This is a genomic window from Limnohabitans sp. (assembly GCF_040400975.1).
Lineage (GTDB): Bacteria > Pseudomonadota > Gammaproteobacteria > Burkholderiales > Burkholderiaceae_C > Limnohabitans_A.
The window spans coordinates 1-16,078 of the sequence record NZ_JBBAPF010000006.1; the positions used below are offsets into that span (position 1 = coordinate 1).

19 protein-coding genes and 1 pseudogene are annotated in these 16,078 nt (G+C 58.8%); 9 read left to right on the forward strand and 11 right to left on the reverse strand.

Going from position 1 to position 16,078, the window contains the following annotated elements:
- Both ABWQ00_RS05460 and ABWQ00_RS05465 read right to left on the reverse strand, forming a co-directional pair.
- Positions 1 to 218: pseudogene (locus ABWQ00_RS05460) on the reverse strand (hypothetical protein); the annotation flags it as partial.
- Positions 215 to 997 carry a c-type cytochrome gene (locus ABWQ00_RS05465; protein ID WP_502908081.1) on the reverse strand — a complete coding sequence of 261 codons (783 nt, stop codon included), beginning with the start codon at positions 995 to 997 and terminating at the stop codon, positions 215 to 217. The pseudogene ABWQ00_RS05460 and the gene ABWQ00_RS05465, both read right to left, overlap by 4 nt.
- Before the next feature lie 102 nt (positions 998 to 1,099).
- Between ABWQ00_RS05465 and ABWQ00_RS05470 the strand changes: the two genes are divergently transcribed.
- Entirely contained in the window at positions 1,100 to 1,618 is a 519-nt protein-coding gene (locus ABWQ00_RS05470) for a GNAT family N-acetyltransferase (protein ID WP_353237670.1), read from the forward strand.
- 10 nt (positions 1,619 to 1,628) lie between these two features.
- Positions 1,629 to 2,612 (forward strand): tRNA dihydrouridine synthase, encoded by a 984-nt coding sequence (locus tag ABWQ00_RS05475; RefSeq protein WP_353237671.1) that lies wholly within the window; start codon positions 1,629 to 1,631, stop codon positions 2,610 to 2,612.
- 28 nt (positions 2,613 to 2,640) lie between these two features.
- On the opposite strand, the gene ABWQ00_RS05480 is transcribed toward ABWQ00_RS05475, so the two are convergent.
- Both ABWQ00_RS05480 and ABWQ00_RS05485 read right to left on the reverse strand, forming a co-directional pair.
- On the reverse strand, positions 2,641 to 3,006 hold the full coding sequence (locus ABWQ00_RS05480) for an Hpt domain-containing protein (RefSeq protein WP_353237672.1): 366 nt from the start codon (positions 3,004 to 3,006) through the stop codon (positions 2,641 to 2,643).
- Positions 3,007 to 3,067: 61 nt separating this feature from the next.
- Positions 3,068 to 3,946, reverse strand: coding sequence for an NUDIX hydrolase (locus ABWQ00_RS05485; protein ID WP_353237673.1), 879 nt, complete (start codon positions 3,944 to 3,946; stop codon positions 3,068 to 3,070).
- Between the two features lie 135 nt (positions 3,947 to 4,081).
- On the opposite strand from ABWQ00_RS05485, the gene ABWQ00_RS05490 reads away from it, so the two are divergent.
- The 3 genes from ABWQ00_RS05490 (at position 4,082) to ABWQ00_RS05500 (ending at position 6,535) form a co-directional block, all read left to right on the forward strand.
- On the forward strand, positions 4,082 to 4,987 hold the full coding sequence (locus ABWQ00_RS05490) for an SDR family NAD(P)-dependent oxidoreductase (protein ID WP_353237674.1): 906 nt from the start codon (positions 4,082 to 4,084) through the stop codon (positions 4,985 to 4,987).
- 26 nt (positions 4,988 to 5,013) lie between these two features.
- The gene (locus ABWQ00_RS05495) at positions 5,014 to 5,493 is read left to right on the forward strand and encodes an L-2-amino-thiazoline-4-carboxylic acid hydrolase (RefSeq protein WP_353237675.1); all 480 of its coding nucleotides are present in this window, start codon (positions 5,014 to 5,016) and stop codon (positions 5,491 to 5,493) included.
- 97 nt (positions 5,494 to 5,590) lie between these two features.
- Entirely contained in the window at positions 5,591 to 6,535 is a 945-nt protein-coding gene (locus tag ABWQ00_RS05500) for a dienelactone hydrolase family protein (RefSeq protein WP_353237676.1), read from the forward strand.
- A 141-nt stretch (positions 6,536 to 6,676) separates the two neighbouring features.
- Here ABWQ00_RS05500 and ABWQ00_RS05505 read toward each other — a convergent pair whose 3' ends face one another.
- Positions 6,677 to 7,111, reverse strand: a complete 435-nt coding sequence (locus ABWQ00_RS05505; protein WP_353237677.1) for a PaaI family thioesterase — start codon at positions 7,109 to 7,111, stop codon at positions 6,677 to 6,679.
- Positions 7,112 to 7,232: 121 nt separating this feature from the next.
- Positions 7,233 to 7,622, reverse strand: a complete 390-nt coding sequence (locus ABWQ00_RS05510) for a hypothetical protein (protein WP_353237678.1) — start codon at positions 7,620 to 7,622, stop codon at positions 7,233 to 7,235.
- Between the two features lie 242 nt (positions 7,623 to 7,864).
- Between ABWQ00_RS05510 and ABWQ00_RS05515 the strand changes: the two genes are divergently transcribed.
- A complete protein-coding gene (locus ABWQ00_RS05515; protein ID WP_353237770.1) occupies positions 7,865 to 9,190 on the forward strand; it encodes an NAD(P)/FAD-dependent oxidoreductase in 1,326 nt (441 codons plus the stop codon).
- A 112-nt stretch (positions 9,191 to 9,302) separates the two neighbouring features.
- On the opposite strand, the gene ABWQ00_RS05520 is transcribed toward ABWQ00_RS05515, so the two are convergent.
- From ABWQ00_RS05520 to mltB, 3 genes are all read right to left on the reverse strand, one after another.
- Positions 9,303 to 9,476: a hotdog fold thioesterase gene (locus ABWQ00_RS05520; protein WP_353237679.1), complete on the reverse strand. Its 174-nt coding sequence runs from the start codon at positions 9,474 to 9,476 to the stop codon at positions 9,303 to 9,305.
- Positions 9,477 to 9,578: 102 nt separating this feature from the next.
- On the reverse strand, positions 9,579 to 9,800 hold the full coding sequence (locus tag ABWQ00_RS05525) for a TIGR02450 family Trp-rich protein (RefSeq protein ID WP_353237680.1): 222 nt from the start codon (positions 9,798 to 9,800) through the stop codon (positions 9,579 to 9,581).
- Positions 9,801 to 9,812: 12 nt separating this feature from the next.
- A complete protein-coding gene (mltB, locus tag ABWQ00_RS05530) occupies positions 9,813 to 11,087 on the reverse strand; it encodes a lytic murein transglycosylase B (RefSeq protein ID WP_353237681.1) in 1,275 nt (424 codons plus the stop codon).
- A 143-nt stretch (positions 11,088 to 11,230) separates the two neighbouring features.
- On the opposite strand from mltB, the gene ABWQ00_RS05535 reads away from it, so the two are divergent.
- The 3 genes from ABWQ00_RS05535 to ABWQ00_RS05545 are packed head-to-tail and all read left to right on the forward strand — an operon-like array spanning position 11,231 to position 14,322.
- Entirely contained in the window at positions 11,231 to 12,184 is a 954-nt protein-coding gene (locus tag ABWQ00_RS05535; protein WP_353237682.1) for a histone deacetylase family protein, read from the forward strand.
- A 57-nt stretch (positions 12,185 to 12,241) separates the two neighbouring features.
- Positions 12,242 to 13,042 (forward strand): enoyl-CoA hydratase, encoded by an 801-nt coding sequence (locus ABWQ00_RS05540; RefSeq protein WP_353237683.1) that lies wholly within the window; start codon positions 12,242 to 12,244, stop codon positions 13,040 to 13,042.
- Positions 13,030 to 14,322, forward strand: coding sequence for a mechanosensitive ion channel family protein (locus tag ABWQ00_RS05545; protein ID WP_353237684.1), 1,293 nt, complete (start codon positions 13,030 to 13,032; stop codon positions 14,320 to 14,322). The genes ABWQ00_RS05540 and ABWQ00_RS05545 overlap by 13 nt, the downstream gene beginning before the upstream one ends.
- Here ABWQ00_RS05545 and ABWQ00_RS05550 read toward each other — a convergent pair.
- A complete protein-coding gene (locus tag ABWQ00_RS05550; protein WP_353237685.1) occupies positions 14,291 to 15,583 on the reverse strand; it encodes a TRAP transporter large permease in 1,293 nt (430 codons plus the stop codon). The two genes, ABWQ00_RS05545 and ABWQ00_RS05550, sit on opposite strands and share 32 nt — an antisense overlap.
- The gene (locus ABWQ00_RS05555; protein WP_353237686.1) at positions 15,580 to 16,074 is read right to left on the reverse strand and encodes a TRAP transporter small permease; all 495 of its coding nucleotides are present in this window, start codon (positions 16,072 to 16,074) and stop codon (positions 15,580 to 15,582) included. Before ABWQ00_RS05555 ends, ABWQ00_RS05550 begins: the two co-directional genes overlap by 4 nt.
- Between the last annotated feature and the right edge of the window lie 4 nt (positions 16,075 to 16,078).

A 16,078-nucleotide genomic window follows, 5' to 3' on the forward strand; every position in this document is an offset into this window, starting at 1 on the left:
CGGGTGGTGTGGCAGGCCATGCAGTTGCCCGCCAAAGCCAGGTAGCGGCCTTGTTCAATTTGGGCTTCGTTAGCCTTGACCGCAGCACCAGAGGCGGGTTTGGACGGTGTCAGCAGATCGCCCCAGTTGTCCCATATCACCGCGACCACCAACACCAGCAAGCTGATCAAGCTGATCCAAGCTGCGCGCCGAAGAGGGTGCATGCCATGGCGGTTCATGGTCGGGCACCTTGGGGTGTTTTGGCAGGCATCTTGGCCGACAGTTCTGGTGCACTGCCGCAGCTCAGCGCCTCGGGCAAGGCAGGGCCTGCGGGCGGGCGCTCGGCGGGGCGGGTGTCGGCAGGCAGCGGCTGGCGGGCGAGCCAGCTCGACACCGCAATCAAGTCAACAGCGGGCATGCGCTGGACGATTTCGGCCATGCAATCGGGTGCGTGGGCGCGGCGCTGGCGGGTTTGCCATGCGCCCAACTGGGCATTCAAATAATCCAGCGGCAAGCCCAGCAACCCCGGCACGTTGGGCTGCACACCGGTCAGGCGCACGCCATGGCATTGGGTGCAGGCAGGCAAGCCCCGCGAGGCATCGCCTTGCGTCACCAGCTGTTGACCTCTGGCCAAGCGATCGGGGGTGATGGCGTTTTGGGCTTTGGGGGCAGGGTAGGGCAGTTGCAGGTCGGCAAAGTACTGCGCCATCTCCCCCAAATAGGCATCGGTCAAGGGGTCGACCAGGCGCGTCATCAATTCATAGTGCCGGCGGCCTTCGGCGAAATTGCGCATCTGGTTGTGCAGATAGCCAGCAGGTTTGCCAGCCAAACGTGGGTAATAACCGTCAGGCCCGGCCCGGCCTTGCTCGCCATGGCAAGCGGTGCAGGCCCGGGTGCGTTCGGCCATGTCGTCGGCCAACCGGCGGGGGCTCTGTGCGTGCGCGGTGCCCGTCAACAGGCTCAAAACTACCCACAAACTCAGCCCCCCAAACCAGCTGGGGGTGCGTTTCAAAATCATCCTCATGCCTTGAAGATAACCGATGCGGCGACAATGTCGGGTTTTGCACCAAATGCCCTGTGCGCCCGGTGCCTTGTTTTTTCATTTCTTCAAGTACAAGCCATGTCCGATATCCAAGTCCGATTTGCCAAACTCCAAGACGCTCCCGCCGTGGCCGCCTTGCACCTGAACGCCTGCCGCATGGCGTATGCCGGGCAAGTGCCCGATGCCCATTGGGACGCCACGCCCATGCCCAAGCGTGTGTCGTATTGGAAAGAAGCCATCGAGTACGGAGAGCCGCAAGTCATTGTGGCCACCCAAGGACAAGAGATTGTGGGTTTTGTGGGTTTTGACCGTTCGCGCGACCCCAAGTCCAAAAACACCACGGGCGAGATCTGGGCAATCTACGCTGCCCCTGACCGGATTGGCCAAGGTGTGGGCCTGGCCTTGTGGGACGCTGCCCGCGAAGGCCTTGAGGACGAAGACTGTACCGAAGTGACCGTGTGGTTGCCTTTGTTGCATGAGCAAACTTTGCGGTTTCATGACTTGGCCGGATTCAAGCGCGAGATGAACACCGCCCGCACCGTGCCACTGGGCGGTGTCAAGGTGGAAGAAGTTCGCCTCAAACGCAAACTGGGCTGATCGTCTCAACATGCCCATCATGCTGGCCCCCATGGAGGGGCTGCTCGACCACACCTTGCGCGATGTGCTGACCCGGGTTGGGGGGGTGGACGTGTGTGTTTCCGAATTCATCCGGGTCACCAACACCGTTTTGCCGCGCCGCGCCTTTTTGCGTGTAGCCCCCGAGCTGCTCAACCAAAGCTGCACGGCCGCGGGTGTGCCAGTCAAGGTGCAACTGCTTGGCTCTGACCCGATGTGTTTGGCGGACAACGCCGCTGCCCTGGCCGAATTGGCGCCTTATGGCATTGACTTGAACTTTGGCTGCCCCGCTAAAACCGTCAACCAGCACCGTGGCGGTGCGGTGTTGCTGGACGAACCTGAGTTGGTGGGCCAAATCGTGGCGGCGGTGCGCCGGGCGGTGCCAGCGCACATTCCGGTGTCGGCCAAGATGAGGTTGGGCTACAACGACGACAGCCGTGCAGAAGACTGCGCCCTGGCCATCGAGGCGGCCGGGGCGAATGAGTTGGTGGTGCACGCCCGCACCAAAGCCCATGGCTACCGACCTCCGGCTTATTGGGACCGCATTGCTGACTTGCGCCAGCATGTGCGTTTGCCCATCGTGGCCAATGGCGAAATCTGGACCGTGGCCGATGCCCTGCGTTGCCAAGAGGTGACAGGCTGCGACCGCTTGATGATCGGTCGCGGCATGGTGACCGATCCTGGTTTGGCCTTGGCCATTGCACACCAACGCAGGACCGGCGATGTGCTCTTGCCTGGTCAGGGTGTGGCTTGGACCACGCTGCTGGATTTGATGCAGATTTTTTGGTGTGGCGTGAGTGCGCGGGTGGCCACTCGCCACCGGGCGGGGCGGCTCAAGCAATGGCTCAATTACATGCGCCGGGTGTACCCCGCCGCCCAGCAGGCATTTGATGAATTGCGACTGGTGCACGACGCCCACAAGATCGATGTGTGGTTGGCGCAGCGGCAGCCAAAAACCGTCAGCGCACCCGAGTAAAAGGGCTGGACAACCGCCATGGCGGCTCTCACACTTGGTTTTGTAGCGCCATGTGCGCCAGTACCTCTTGACGCAGGGCTTCGAGCTCTGGGGCCAAAAGACTGTAGGCGGCGCTCAATTCAGCTGCCTCGGCGTGCTTGCTCATGTTTTCCACGCGCACCACATGCTCGACCAAACTGTCGACACAAAACACCGGCGTGAAACCTTTGAGCTGGTGCAGGATACGGTTAGCCCCATACACATCACCTTGGTCGAGCAGGATTTGCAACTGGGGCAAGTCATTGCTCAGGGTCTGGTGCAGTGTTTTGAGCAAAGACAACACGCCCTGGGTGTCCCCAATGAATTCCATGGCCCTGTCGATGGACAGAAAAACAGGCTTTGGCGTGATGCTCATGGGACGTGATGGCGAAAGGTGAATAAGGCGCTTTGGTGGGACCAAAGAAGGATATGGCATTTTAGTCGAGCAAAGCGGACAGGCCCCGCTCTGGCTCAAAGCGTTTGTTTTTGAACATCAAACGGCTGGGCCCGGGAAAAGCCGCTTGGGTGACCGAATGGCGTGGGTCGCCCGGGTAGCAGATGGTTCGCACACCCTCTTGGTCATAAGGCTCAGGCTCGATCACCGGGGGACGTCGGTTGTGTGCCTCGGTCAGCACGCTTTGGGCGTTGGGGTGGCGGTTCAGGTGCACCAAGCTCATGATTTGGGGTGGGGCCAACTCGATCTCGCGGTTCCAGTAGCGCAAGAGCGCATCGCGGGGGGTGATCCACAGCACCTCGGTGGCCTCAAAGTTGTCGTGTTCGGCCAGTTGGTCATCTGGGACTTGAGTCACAAAAAACCGGGTGTCAAAACGCTTGTTGGTCACCGAGGCTTGGCGCGGCGTGATCCACCGGCACCAAGGCAGCAGGGGTTCGGTATGCAAGGCCAGTGCCTGTGCCGCAAAGGCCTCGTGCCAACTCTGGCCGCTGCGCAGGGCGTGCAGCAGGGTCTGGGCCTGTGTGTCCGCGTGCGAAGCGCAGCCCAGCAGCACCCGGCACTCTTCGTAGGCTTCGCGCATGGCGGCCACAAACAGGCCTGCGGCGCGCTCGCCCGGGATATCGGGCTCGTTGAGCCGCTGGTGCAAGGTGGCGCTGTCCTGGCTCAGGCGCTGCAGCCAGGCCGGGTTTTGGTCATCGGGGTCGAGTTTGCCGCCCGGAAACACATAAGCGCCGCCCAGCACGTTCGAGGCTTGGTGCCTGCGCATCAACAGCACCTGCAGGCCTGCCGGCCCATCGCGCAGCATCACCACGGTGGCGGCGTCCAGGGGTGGGGCGGTCAAGATGGTGGTGTTCAGTTCCATGAGGGTGTCAATCGGGTAACAGGCTGGGCCCGGGGGCTGGTTTAAAGTCCTTGCGCAGTGGGCTACAGGGTCATGGGGGTCAGATTAGCAGATGAAACAGGTCAGCCCCGTCTTTCAATGTCACAAGGAAAACACATGAGCATCGATTTCAAAGGCCGCGTGGCCATCGTCACAGGCGCAGGCGGCGGTTTGGGCAAGCAGCACGCTTTGGGCCTGGCTGCACGCGGGGCCAAAGTATTGGTCAACGACCTGGGCGGCGATGTGCACGGCGTGGGCGGTTCGGTGTCGGCCGCGCAAGCGGTGGTCAACGAGATCCGCGCGGCGGGCGGCGAAGCCTTGGCCAATGGTGCTTCGGTCACCGACTTTGAGGCCGTCAAAGCCATGGTTCAACAGGCGGTAGAGGCCTGGGGCCGGGTCGACATTTTGGTGAACAACGCTGGCATCTTGCGCGACAAGAGCTTTGCCAAGATGGACTTGGCCGACTTCAAGCTGGTGATGGATGTGCACGTCATGGGCGCGGTGCATTGCACCAAGGCCGTGTGGCCGATCATGCAAGCGCAAAACTACGGCCGCATCGTCATGACCACTTCCTCGAGTGGCTTGTACGGCAACTTTGGCCAGGCCAACTACGGTGCGGCCAAGATGGCTTTGGCGGGACTGATGCAAACCCTGTCGATCGAGGGCGAGAAACACCACATTCGGGTCAACTGCTTGGCCCCCACAGCCGCTACCCGCATGACCGAAGGCCTGATGCCCGAGGCGGTGCTGCAAGCCCTGGACCCCAGCGCCGTGGTGCCTGCCATGCTGGTCATGGCGAGCGAGGATGCGCCCAACCGCACCATCATTTGCGCAGGCGCAGGCAGCTTTGAAGTGGCCCACATCACCTTGACCCAGGGTGTGCACCTGGGCACCGGCCCTGACACCGCCGAGCGCCTGTTGGCGGCCATGGCAAAGGTCACAGACCGCGATGGCGAGACCGTGCCGCGTTCGGGCTCGGAGCAGGGCACGCTGGAAGTCGGCAAAGCCATGAAAGCGCATTGAATTCCCCAAACGGCAAAGGTGCATCCATGACAGCAGAAATCCCCACCCTCACCAAGCGCAAGCTTCAGGCTCAGGTGATTGGCCCCATCTATGCGGAGATGGTGGCGCAAATCGGAGAGGAGCGCGCGGCCCTCATTCTGGACACGGCCATTCGCAAAGCCGCAGTGGCAGAAGGCCAGTATTTTGCGGAGAAGGTGGGCGGCCAGACCTCGATGGCCAACTTCATTCAGCTCTATGAAAACTGGACCCACGATGGTGCCCTGGAAATGAAGGTGCTCGAAGCCAGCGACACGGTGTTCGACTTTGACATCACGCGCTGCAAGTATGCCGAGACCTACAAAGAAATGGGCTTGGGCCACATCGGCCATTTGCTCTCTTGCAACCGGGACGGCACGTTTTGCCAAGGCTATGATCCGAACATATCTCTGGAGCGCCAACAAACCATCATGGAAGGCGCGTCTTGCTGCACCTTCCGTTACCGTTACAAGGCCAAGCCTGCGGCTTAGTTGTGCTGCGGTCCACGGTGATGCATTCAGTGAATGAGAAAGCTGTTGCCAGAGCAGTGATCACCGAGACGATTCGCGATGATGAAACGAGGATTCCATGTTGATGCTCCAAAACGCCCGCGTGTGTCATGTGCCCCTGGCTTTCTTGACACTCTTTTTGCTGGTCATGGCCGCTCCCGCATTCAGTGAAGTCACATCCAGCAATGTTGACGTTCCAGTTGTGGGTGCCAAATGCAATGACCGAGTTAAAGAGGTCAGTCGTGTTGGGGGACTTCTGCGTGTGCCAACCAAGGCCTCAGAACAAGTCCCCGCCGTGGTCTTGCTCCACAGCAATGCGGGCATCGTGGGGGTTGGTGGTTTTTATGCGCGGGCGCTCAATGCAGTGGGTATCGCGACCCTGGAGATTGATTCCTACACGCCCCGTGGCGTGCGAAGTGGCAGCGAACCCAATGCACCGGTCTTATGTGACCGATTGCAAGATGCATGGGGTGCACTTGTTTATCTCGCCAAAGATGCAAGGATCAATCCAAACCAAATTGGCCTTGCAGGCTTTTCCAGTGGCGGTGCTGTTGCGATCATGGCGGGTATGGGCGTCAGACCTGCCCGATTGGCGCGAGACAACCCAGCATTGCGGCAAGAGCAAGTTTTCGCGGCCCACTTTGCGCTTTATCCGGCCTGCAGCAACATCATGGATGACCAACAACGAATTCGTTCTTGGATCAACCCCGGTCGCCCACAAAATTGGGGTGCCACGGGCAAACCCATACACATTACTTCAGGCACCAACGACGATTTTGATTTCAATCCCAAGACCGACTGCTTGCGAATGAGCCAGGAGTTTCCTGCCATTGCCAGTCAATTGACTGTGCGGATGGTTGAGGGGGCTACTCATGCGTTTGATTGGCCTAGCCCGCCTCCGCCTGCCTACAGTCCTTTTGCCAAGGCCCAGACTGGTGGCGTGGTGACCATGCGGTATTCCGCCAAAGAGGCTGCAATCGCTCAAAAGGAAATGGTCGAATACTTTCTGAAAAATCTAAAGTAGGCCGTGGGCGATGGAAGCAGCCCACTGCTTCAGTGACTCACAGGGGGCGTTTGGTGAGGGTGAAGTCTGTGCACACGGGGGCAGATAGTTGAAGCCCAAAAGAGGCGTGATTTCGCTCAGCAGGGGACTGGCAGCAAAGCATCAATAGCGTGATGCGCTTTGCAAGACGGCCATGGTCACCCTGGATACGCAGACCAGTTTCCCGTCCTCGTCGCTGATGCGCACATCCCAGACATGGCTTGTCCGGCCCAGATGCAAGGGCCTGGCCACGCCATAGACCCAGCCATCCGATACAGCACGGACATGGTTGGCGTTGATTTCCTGTCCGACACAATGGTGTTTTTCAGGATCGACGACCAGAGACGCAGCCCATGAGGCCAAGGTTTCGGCCAGAACAACGGACACACCACCATGCAGCACCCCGGCAGGCTGCCGAGTCCGGGCATCGACGGGCATGCGTGCTTTGAGGTAGTTGTCACCCGCCTCCAGCATCTCGATGCCAAGATGTCCGTTTGCACACAGAGCTCCTCGTTCGTTCAGAAGTTCAAGATTGGGTGAACTGTTCCAGATGGTCATGCATGATCCCTCAGAGATGTGGCATCTTACTTAGGCGTCAGGCCCAGTCAAACCCAACCCTGCCGCCACACGCTGTCATGCTGCAGATCGAAGATGGATCACATTTTTGATTTCATCAAGGTTATACACATGTACCGTTAGCACGCAATTGATTTATTCGGTCCAAAAGATTTAATGCGGATTTATACGACTTGACTTTTGCATTGGCCAAAAACGGATTTCTCAAACCGGCTTGGTCAATTCGGGCCACAACCCTCAATGTCTGCTCGGCAACCAGTTTGCCGTTGGCACAGATGGCTCTTTTGTTTTGTTCCGTGAGTGGGGCAAGACATGGTTTGAGATAAACGTCTAGCTTGTTGTCTAGGCTCAAGAGTTCAGTGTTTTGACTGATGTGGTTGACAGGCGTTGTTTGCAATGCATCCGGCAGTTGAGAGCAATTTTCGGTGGCCAAGGCGGGAAGGGTGATCGTCATGCTGGCAGCGAGTACAAGAGTTGCGGCACTGACGCTCATTGAATTGCTCCTGTTTCCAAGTCGGATGAATGTTATCACTGGATAATTTCAAAACTAACCAAGCCGTCACACGCTGTCATCCCGCAGCTCACGCCGACATCCAATGTCTGCAAATTTGGCGTTTGCATTGCGCATAAATCCAAATTCATACAGACTATGCAATCTGGTGTGTTCATGGGAAGCGCCGTTTCATGGCGTTTATTTCATGGGCCGAACGGGTCGACCTGATCGTGAGCATTTCAATGAGCAAACAACACAAAATTGTCATCGTGGGTGGTGGCGCTGGCGGTCTGGAACTTGCGACCCGTTTGGGACATGCCTATGGCCGACGAAAACGCGCGCTCATCACCTTGGTCGATAAAAACCGCACCCACATCTGGAAACCCAAGTTGCATGAAATTGCTTCCGGCAGCATGGACCTTGGCGACCACGAAGTCGACTACATGGCGCAGGCCCATTGGAACCACTTCACCTTTCGAATTGGTGAGCTCAAGGGACTGGACCGCGCCAACAAAAGCATCGAGCTTGCACCCTATGTGGATGAGCAAGGCCGAGCTGTGACGCCCACCCAATACATCCACTACGACACGCTTGTCATCTGCATTGGCAGCTTGAGCAATGACTTCGGTACCCAGGGCGTCAAAGAGCACGCCTTGAAGCTGGAAACGCAGCATGACGCCAAGTCGTTTCACTCCAGGATGGTCAATGCCTGTATCCGCGCGCACAACCAGGCCGGCGTCATCCACAAACGCCAATTGCATGTGGCCATCATCGGCGCGGGCGCCACGGGGGTGGAGTTGGCTGCGGAGTTGCATCGCACCACACGCGAGGTGGTGGCTTTTGGCCTGGACCGCATCGATGTGGACAAAGACATCAAAGTCAGCTTGATTGAGGCGGCCGACCGCATTTTGCCGGCCTTGGTACCCCGCTTGTCGCAAGCCACTGAGCAACTTCTCTCGCGCTTGGGCGTTCAGGTGCTCACCAGCTCCAAAGTGATGGAGGTCATGCCCACGGGCATTCGCTTGGCCGATGGGCGAGAGATCGAGTCAGAACTGGTGGTGTGGGCCGCTGGCGTGAAAGCGCCTGATTTCTTAAAAGACTTTGGCGGGCTGGAAACCAACCGGATCAACCAATTGGTGGTCCATGACACGCTTCAAACCACACGCGATCCCGATATATTTGCTCTCGGTGATTGTGCAGCTTGCCCCTGCTCGGATGCCGATGGGGGCCGAGCAGGCATTGTGCCGCCGCGTGCGCAAGCAGCGCACCAGCAAGCCACCCACATGTGGCAACAAATTCAACGCCGCATGGCCAACAAGCCTCTGAAGCCTTACCGTTACAGAGACTTTGGCTCACTGGTGTCGCTGGGCAAGTTCAGCACGGTGGGCAACATGATGGGCGGCTTGATCGGCAAGAGTCTGATGATCGAGGGTTATTTTGCCAAGCTGATGTACCTGTCTTTGTACAAACTGCATGAACTCGCCATTCACGGTGTCCTCAAAACCACGCTCTTCACCCTGTCGCGCATGATCACCAAACAAACCAACCCAACGGTGAAGTTGCATTGAGGTCTGGATCAAACCTGGCGGCTCAGCCCTATGTGCCCTGCAACGGCGGATCTGCGGGAGTGCTGTCAGTGTCTCGCACGGCCACCCTAGAACTCAGTGCCACATCTGCGCCTTAAGCGGTCTCATCGCTGATGCGCACATCCCAAACATGGCATGTGCGGCCCGAATGCAAGGGCCTGGCCACGCCATAGACCCATCCATCCGATACAGCATGGACATGGTTGGCATTGATTTCCTGCCCGACACAATGGTGTTTTTCACGATGCCAAGATGCCCGTTTGCACACAGAGCCCCGCGTTCGCTCAGAAGGTCAAGATTGGGTGAACTGTTCTAGATGGTCATGCTGATCCCTTAGAGATGTGGCATCTTACTTAGGCGTCAGGCCCAGTCAAACCCAACCCTGCCGCCACACGCTGTCGTCCTGAAGTTCACGCCAAGCGATGACTTGAGTCGCTTTTGAAAACACCGCTTCGATTTCCACCAATTCAATCGGGTCGGTGGGCAGTTCGGGCTGAATCACCCGGCTGACCAAAAAGTGCTTTTGCTTGGCCACGGGTTTGACCGCAGTCCATTTGGTTAGCAACAGTTTTTTGGGGTTCAGCGGGTTCATGGGTGGATGCCCTTAGCGGCTGTTTTGCATTTCACGCGCCACCGCCTCGGCCAGATCGATCACGGCCATGGCGTAGTAGCTGGACCAGTTGTAGCGGGTGATGGCGTAGAAGTTTTCTGTACCGGCCACGTAGCTGGGCGCTTCATTGCCGTTGCGCAATTCGATCAAGGCCAAGGGGCCTGTGTGTTGCAGGGCGGCGCCTGACAGGCTGGCGCCTTTGCTGACAAAGTTGGCGACACTGAAGGTGGGCAAGATGTCTGGGGCCATCAAGCTGTCCATGTCGGTTTGGCCTGGGGTGAGGGTGACGGGGTAGTGCGTGGGCATACCGGGCCGCCAGTCAAAGGCTTTGAAGTAGTTGGCCACCGAGCCGATGGCGTCGGTCGGGCTGCCAAACAGGTCGATGCGGCCATTGCCATCGAAGTCCACCGCGTGGCGCGCCCAGCTCGAGGGCATGAACTGCGGCAAGCCCATAGCGCCGGCATAGCTGCCCCGAATGCTCAGAGGGTCGGCCCCGCTGCGCGAGGTGAGCAGCAAAAATTGTTCCAACTCGCCTTTGAAAAAACTTTCTCTTGCTGCGGCTCGCGGGTGTGCGGTCGGGAAGTGGAAAGCCAAAGTGGCCAAGGCATCGATGACGCGGAAGTTGCCCGTGTATTGCCCGTAAAAAGTTTCCACGCCAATGATGGCCACCACCACCGAGGCGGGCACGCCGAACTCACGCTCTGCACGTTCCAGGGCGCCGCGATGGGTTTGCCAAAAACGCAGGCCTGCCTGGATGCGCTGCGGCTCGATGAACCTGGCGCGGTAGGCGGCCCAGTTTTTGGCAGCAGGGCTGCTGGCGGGTAAAACCAAGCGTTCTACAGAAGGGAGTCGGCGGGCTTGACCCAGGTGTTTTCGCACCCATTGCGGGTCCAGCTGCAAGCGTTCAGCCGCTTGGCTTGACCAGTCCATGGCCGCGCTCGATTCGCTGAAAAACAGGCCTGCGGCTGCAGGCAACGCGGCCTTGGCTGCATTGGTTTTTACTTTTGAGGATTTAGGGCCAGAGTTTTTGGACTTGGTCTTGGTTTTGGTGGATTTCGTGCTTTGTGCTGGTGCCTTGATGTCTTGTGGAGGTGCTGTGTCGGCCTTGGCTTTGGGGCGGGGCGTTGTAGCGGTTTTGGGCGTGGTCTGCGGTTCAGCCTGTGCCCAAGTGGTGTGCGGCAAAAAAGCGTTCAAAAGCAGTGACAAAGCCAGAGGGGCCCAGCGTTGTGGCATGGTTTTGGGTGGAAAGTGAAATAGAGCTGGATGCATGGGATGTCCAGTTTAAACGCCGAGTCGCCTCAGCGTGAGGCCATGTCGGCGCATGGACCGCGTGATAAGCTGGAAGTCACAAAAACAAAGCCATCCAACCAAACCGTCAGCTTCAAGCTGAGGCCATTCGGGAAGACGAGACCATGGGCGCGACAGGTTATTTCACCCACCCAGATTGCTGGAAACACGAGATGGGACCAGGCCACCCCGAGTGTCCGGAGCGCTTGGGTGCCATCGAAGACCGGCTGCTGATCAGCGGTGTGGACATGGCCTTGCAACGGCGTGAGGCAACCCCTGCAGCTTTGGCAGATATCGAGTTGGCCCATGGGCGCATGCATGTGGCGGCTTTGCGCGGTTTGGGTGACATGTTGCGCGAGGACATGGCCGCTGGCGGACCCACCCACACCAGCTTGGATCCGGACACCATGATCAATGTCCACACTTGGGATGCCGCGTTGGTGTCTGCGGGTGCTGCCATCGACGCCACCGACGCTGTGATGGCGGGTGAGCTGGAGAACGCTTTTTGCGCAGTGCGTCCACCCGGCCACCACGCGTGCCGCGACAAGGCCATGGGCTTTTGCTTTTTCAACAACGTGGCGATTGCTGCCAAGTACGCGCTGGAGCGGCATGGCCTCAAGCGCGTGGCGATTGTGGACTTTGACGTGCACCACGGCAATGGCACCGAAGACATCGTGGCGGGTGATGAGCGCATCTTGATGGTGAGCTTTTTTCAGCACCCGTTTTACCCCGAAGGTGGCTCTACATCGAGCGCTGCCAATTTGGTCAATCTGCCCGTGCCGGCCTACACCCGGGGCATGGAGATCCGCGAGTTGGTGGACATGATGTGGTTGCCGCGCCTTGAGGCCCATAAGCCCGAGTTGATCTTCATCAGCGCGGGGTTTGATGCGCACCGCGAAGACGACATGGCCCAGATGGGCTTGGTGGAGCAAGATTACGCTTGGATCACCCAGCGGATCAAAGATGTGGCGCTGCGTCATGCCCAAGGCCGCATTGTCAGTTGCCTGGAGGGCGGCTACAACCTGAGCGCGCTGGGCCGCAGTGTGGAGGCGCATTTGCGGGTTTTGGCCGACGTTTGACCAGAACGGCGAGCCTGCATTCGGCGGCTCGCCACTGAATTTCGGCACAATCGGGACATGACCGAACCGACCTCACCCCAAACCCCGAATGTGCTACTCCATGAGCGCGATGCCCGTGGTGTGCACAGGCTGACTTTGAACAGTCCCGCCAGCTTCAACGCCTTGAGTGAAGCCATGCTCACCGCTTTACAGCAAGCGCTGGATGCCATCGTGCAAGACGAGCAAGCGCGGGTGGTGGTGCTGGGCGCTGCGGGCAAGGCTTTTTGCCCTGGGCACAACCTGAAAGAAATGCGCGCACAGCCTGAATTGGCTTACTACCAAAAGCTGTTTGCACAGTGCAGCCGAATGATGATGGCCATTCAACAGCTGCCTGTGCCGGTGATTGCCCGTGTGCAAGGCCTAGCCACCGCGGCCGGTTGTCAGTTGGTGGCCCAGTGTGATTTGGCGGTGTCGGTAGACAGCGCCACTTTCGGGGTGAATGGCATCGATGTCGGCCTGTTTTGTGCCACGCCCAGCGTGCCGCTGGTGCGCAACATGCATGCCAAGCAGGCCATGGAGATGCTGTTGACAGGCGGTTTCATCTCTGCTGCCGAGGCCCAAGCCCGCGGCTTGGTCAACCGCGTGTGTTCTGTCGATCAGTTGGATGCCCAGGTGGACGAGCTGGTCAATGCCATCCTGGCCAAACCGCGCGAGGCGGTTCGCATGGGCAAGGCTTTGTTTTACCAGCAGCGTGAGATGGGCATAGCGGCAGCTTACCAATTGGCGGGTCAGACCATGGCCTGCAACATGGTGCACGACGTGGCGCAAGAGGGCGTGCAGGCGTTCATCGACAAGAGGACACCCACATGGCGGGCATGAGCAACATGGCAGTGGTCGATCCGCTGGGTTTGGTGTTTTCTTTGGCGCGGCCGGAGTCCTTGATGGCCTTGGGTGCTTTTGCCGTTTGCCTGATGCTGGCTTGGGTCATGGTCTGGGGTGTGCGCCGGGTTTTCAGCGGCCAGGATATGGCCATTTTGCTGGGTCGCAAACTGGTCGATGGGGTCCTGTTTCCGGTGCTGTTGCTGGGGCTGACTTTTGTGGCCCGCACGCTGCTGACCCAGCAGCAGCCTGCGCCATTGTTTGCGGTTTTGTTGCCGGTGTGCATTTCGCTGGCGGTGATCCGCCTGGGCGTGAAGGTGCTGCAGGTGGCGTTTGCCAACGCGCCCTTTGTGCGGGTGTTGGAGCGCACGATTTCCTGGTTGGCTTGGGGCGCGGTGGTGCTGTGGGTCACGGGCATTTTGCCCTTGGTGCTCAACGAGTTGGACCAGATCAGCTGGAAAATCGGCGGCAGCATGCTGTCGGTCCGCACCTTGATCGAGGGGGCGCTCACGGCTGGGGCTGTGTTGATTGTGGCGCTTTGGGTGTCGGCGGCCATCGAGGCGCGCTTGCTCAAATCGGCTACGGGTGGCGACTTGTCGCTGCGCAAGGTCATCAGCAACACGGTGCGGGCCTTGCTCATGTTTGTGGGCTTGCTGCTGGCCTTGTCGTCGGTGGGCATTGATCTGACGGCTTTGTCGGTGCTGGGCGGAGCAGTGGGCGTAGGCATTGGCTTTGGCTTGCAAAAGTTGGCCTCCAACTACGTCAGCGGCTTTGTGATCCTGGCCGAGCGCAGCATGCGCATCGGTGACATGGTCTTGGTGGATGGTTTTGAGGGGCGTATCGTCGACATCAAGGCGCGCTACACCGTGATCCGGGCTTTGAATGGCCGCGAATCCATCGTGCCCAATGAGTTCTTGATCATCAACCGGGTTGAAAACTTTACCTTGATGGACCCCAAGCTGTCGCAGACGACCCTTGTTTCGGTGGCTTATGACAGCGATGTGGAATTGGTGCGGCGGCTCTTGATCGAGGCTTGCGAGAGCCAGGATCGGGTCCTCCAAGACCCCGCCCCCAATGCCTTTTTGAGTCAGTTTGGCGCCGATGGTCTGGAGTTCACCGTGAGTTACTGGATTGCCGACCCAGAAAACGGCCAACTGGCCCTGCGTTCCACCATCAACATGTTGATTTTGGCGGCGCTGCGCGAGCACAAGATCCAGATCCCGTACCCGCAGCGGGTCATGCACATGGTCAGTCCATCATCGACGGCAGCCACAGACTGATCTCCGGGAAGGCCAGCAAGATGCCCAGAGTGATGATCAAGACCAGCACCATGGGCCAGACGCCTTTGAAGATATTGGACAAACCCACGTGTGGCAGCAAGGTGTTCAGAACAAACAGGTTCATGCCGACCGGGGGCGAAATCAACCCGATCTGAATCACCATCACGATCAGCACGCCAAACCAGACCGGGTCAAAGCCCAGTTGCACGACGATGGGGAAAAACAGGGGGATGGTCAGCAAGACCATGGTCAACTCTTCCATCACGGTGCCCAGCAGCACATAGATCAGCATCATGGCCGCCACGATCATGATGGGGGACAGGCCCAAGCCGGTGATCCAGTCTTTGAGCTCAAAAGGCAAGCTGGTGTAGTTGACGAAGTTGGCAAAGATCGTGGCGGCGATCAGCAAGGTGAACAGCATCGCCGTGGTGCGTGCCGACTCGATCAGCACTTGCAACAGGACTTTCCAGCTCAAGGCTTTGCGCGCCAAAGCGAACAAAAATGCGCCCATGGCCCCCATGCCCGCGCCTTCGGTGGCGGTGAAGAAACCGCCATAAATGCCGCCTAAAACCAATACCACCAACAGCAAGACGCCCCAGATGCCACGCACGGCCTTGAAACGTTCAGTCCAGCTGAATTTTTCGCCGGCAGGTGCATGGTCTGGGTTGTGCCAGGTCATGAGCACCACGGCCAGCATCAACAACAGTGCCGTCAAAATGCCGGGCAAAACGCCCGCAGCAAAGAGCTTGCCGATGTGGGTTTCGGTGATGATGCCGTAGATCACCAAGATGGTGGAAGGCGGGATCATGATGCCCAGGGTGCCGCCTGCCGCGATCACACCGGTCGACATCGCGTCGCTGTAGCCCATTTTTTTCATGGACGGGTAGGCCACCTTGCTCATGGTGGCGGCGGTGGCAATGGACGAGCCGCAAATGGCACCAAAACCTGCGCAGGCTGCGATGGTGGCGTGTGCCAAGCCGCCTTTGCGGTGACCAATGAAGGTGTAGGCCGCATGAAACAACTCGTGCGCCAAGCCGGCGCGGGCGACAAAATTGCCCATCAAAATGAACAGGGGAATGACCGACAAGGTGTAGGCAAAACCGGTTTCGTGCACCACTTGGGCCGCACTGGCCATGGCGGGCATCCAGCCGCGGGTCAAACCAATGCCCACGATGCCCACCAAGCCCATGGAAAACGCCAGGGGCATGCGCAACAGGGCCAATACAAAGATGGCCAAAAATCCAAGTAAGGCTTCGGTCACAGCGTGCCCCCTTCGGATGCGTCTTCAGCCGCGATGGCGGGCCAAAAAGCTTTGGCCACATGGACCAATCCGGTCAGGCCGCACAACACCCCCATGCCTTGGATGAACGGGGCTTTGGCGATTTTCAGTTGGGCCGTGGTTTCACCCGTGGTGGCAATGTCGGCGCCGGTCTTCCACATCAGGAAAGCCAAGCCAAACAGCAAGGCAGCGCAAGCCAGGTGGATCAGGCCTTGTTGAATTCTTTGCAGCCAGCTTGGCAACAGCGTGTCCAGAGAGTCAAACACCACGTGCTCACCCTTCAGGGACACCAGGGGCAAAGCGCCAAAAATCACCACCACCATGAGCAGTTCGGTCAGCTCCAATGAGCCAGGTATGGAGTGCGACCAGATCTTGCGACCGCTCACGTCGAAAAAGGTCAACACCATGATGCCCAGCAAGGCCAGACCTGCCAACGTGCCGCAGACGGTTTCAAAGATTCTTTTCAACGTCATACCC

Coding starts and splice junctions, on each gene's coding strand:
- ABWQ00_RS05510 (WP_353237678.1), bottom strand. CDS start 7,622: ATGAGCGTCAGTGCCGCAACTCTTGTACTCGCTGCCAGCATGACGATC.
- ABWQ00_RS05525 (WP_353237680.1), bottom strand. CDS start 9,800: ATGAACCCGCTGAACCCCAAAAAACTGTTGCTAACCAAATGGACTGCG.
- ABWQ00_RS05485 (WP_353237673.1), bottom strand. CDS start 3,946: ATGGAACTGAACACCACCATCTTGACCGCCCCACCCCTGGACGCCGCC.
- ABWQ00_RS05540 (WP_353237683.1), top strand. CDS start 12,242: ATGACCGAACCGACCTCACCCCAAACCCCGAATGTGCTACTCCATGAG.
- ABWQ00_RS05470 (WP_353237670.1), top strand. CDS start 1,100: ATGTCCGATATCCAAGTCCGATTTGCCAAACTCCAAGACGCTCCCGCC.
- ABWQ00_RS05555 (WP_353237686.1), bottom strand. CDS start 16,074: ATGACGTTGAAAAGAATCTTTGAAACCGTCTGCGGCACGTTGGCAGGT.
- ABWQ00_RS05515 (WP_353237770.1), top strand. CDS start 7,865: ATGAGCAAACAACACAAAATTGTCATCGTGGGTGGTGGCGCTGGCGGT.
- ABWQ00_RS05545 (WP_353237684.1), top strand. CDS start 13,030: ATGGCGGGCATGAGCAACATGGCAGTGGTCGATCCGCTGGGTTTGGTG.
- ABWQ00_RS05505 (WP_353237677.1), bottom strand. CDS start 7,111: ATGACCATCTGGAACAGTTCACCCAATCTTGAACTTCTGAACGAACGA.
- ABWQ00_RS05535 (WP_353237682.1), top strand. CDS start 11,231: ATGGGCGCGACAGGTTATTTCACCCACCCAGATTGCTGGAAACACGAG.
- ABWQ00_RS05495 (WP_353237675.1), top strand. CDS start 5,014: ATGACAGCAGAAATCCCCACCCTCACCAAGCGCAAGCTTCAGGCTCAG.
- ABWQ00_RS05480 (WP_353237672.1), bottom strand. CDS start 3,006: ATGAGCATCACGCCAAAGCCTGTTTTTCTGTCCATCGACAGGGCCATG.
- ABWQ00_RS05490 (WP_353237674.1), top strand. CDS start 4,082: ATGAGCATCGATTTCAAAGGCCGCGTGGCCATCGTCACAGGCGCAGGC.
- mltB (WP_353237681.1), bottom strand. CDS start 11,087: ATGCATCCAGCTCTATTTCACTTTCCACCCAAAACCATGCCACAACGC.
- ABWQ00_RS05465 (WP_502908081.1), bottom strand. CDS start 997: ATGATTTTGAAACGCACCCCCAGCTGGTTTGGGGGGCTGAGTTTGTGG.
- ABWQ00_RS05500 (WP_353237676.1), top strand. CDS start 5,591: ATGTTGATGCTCCAAAACGCCCGCGTGTGTCATGTGCCCCTGGCTTTC.
- ABWQ00_RS05475 (WP_353237671.1), top strand. CDS start 1,629: ATGCCCATCATGCTGGCCCCCATGGAGGGGCTGCTCGACCACACCTTG.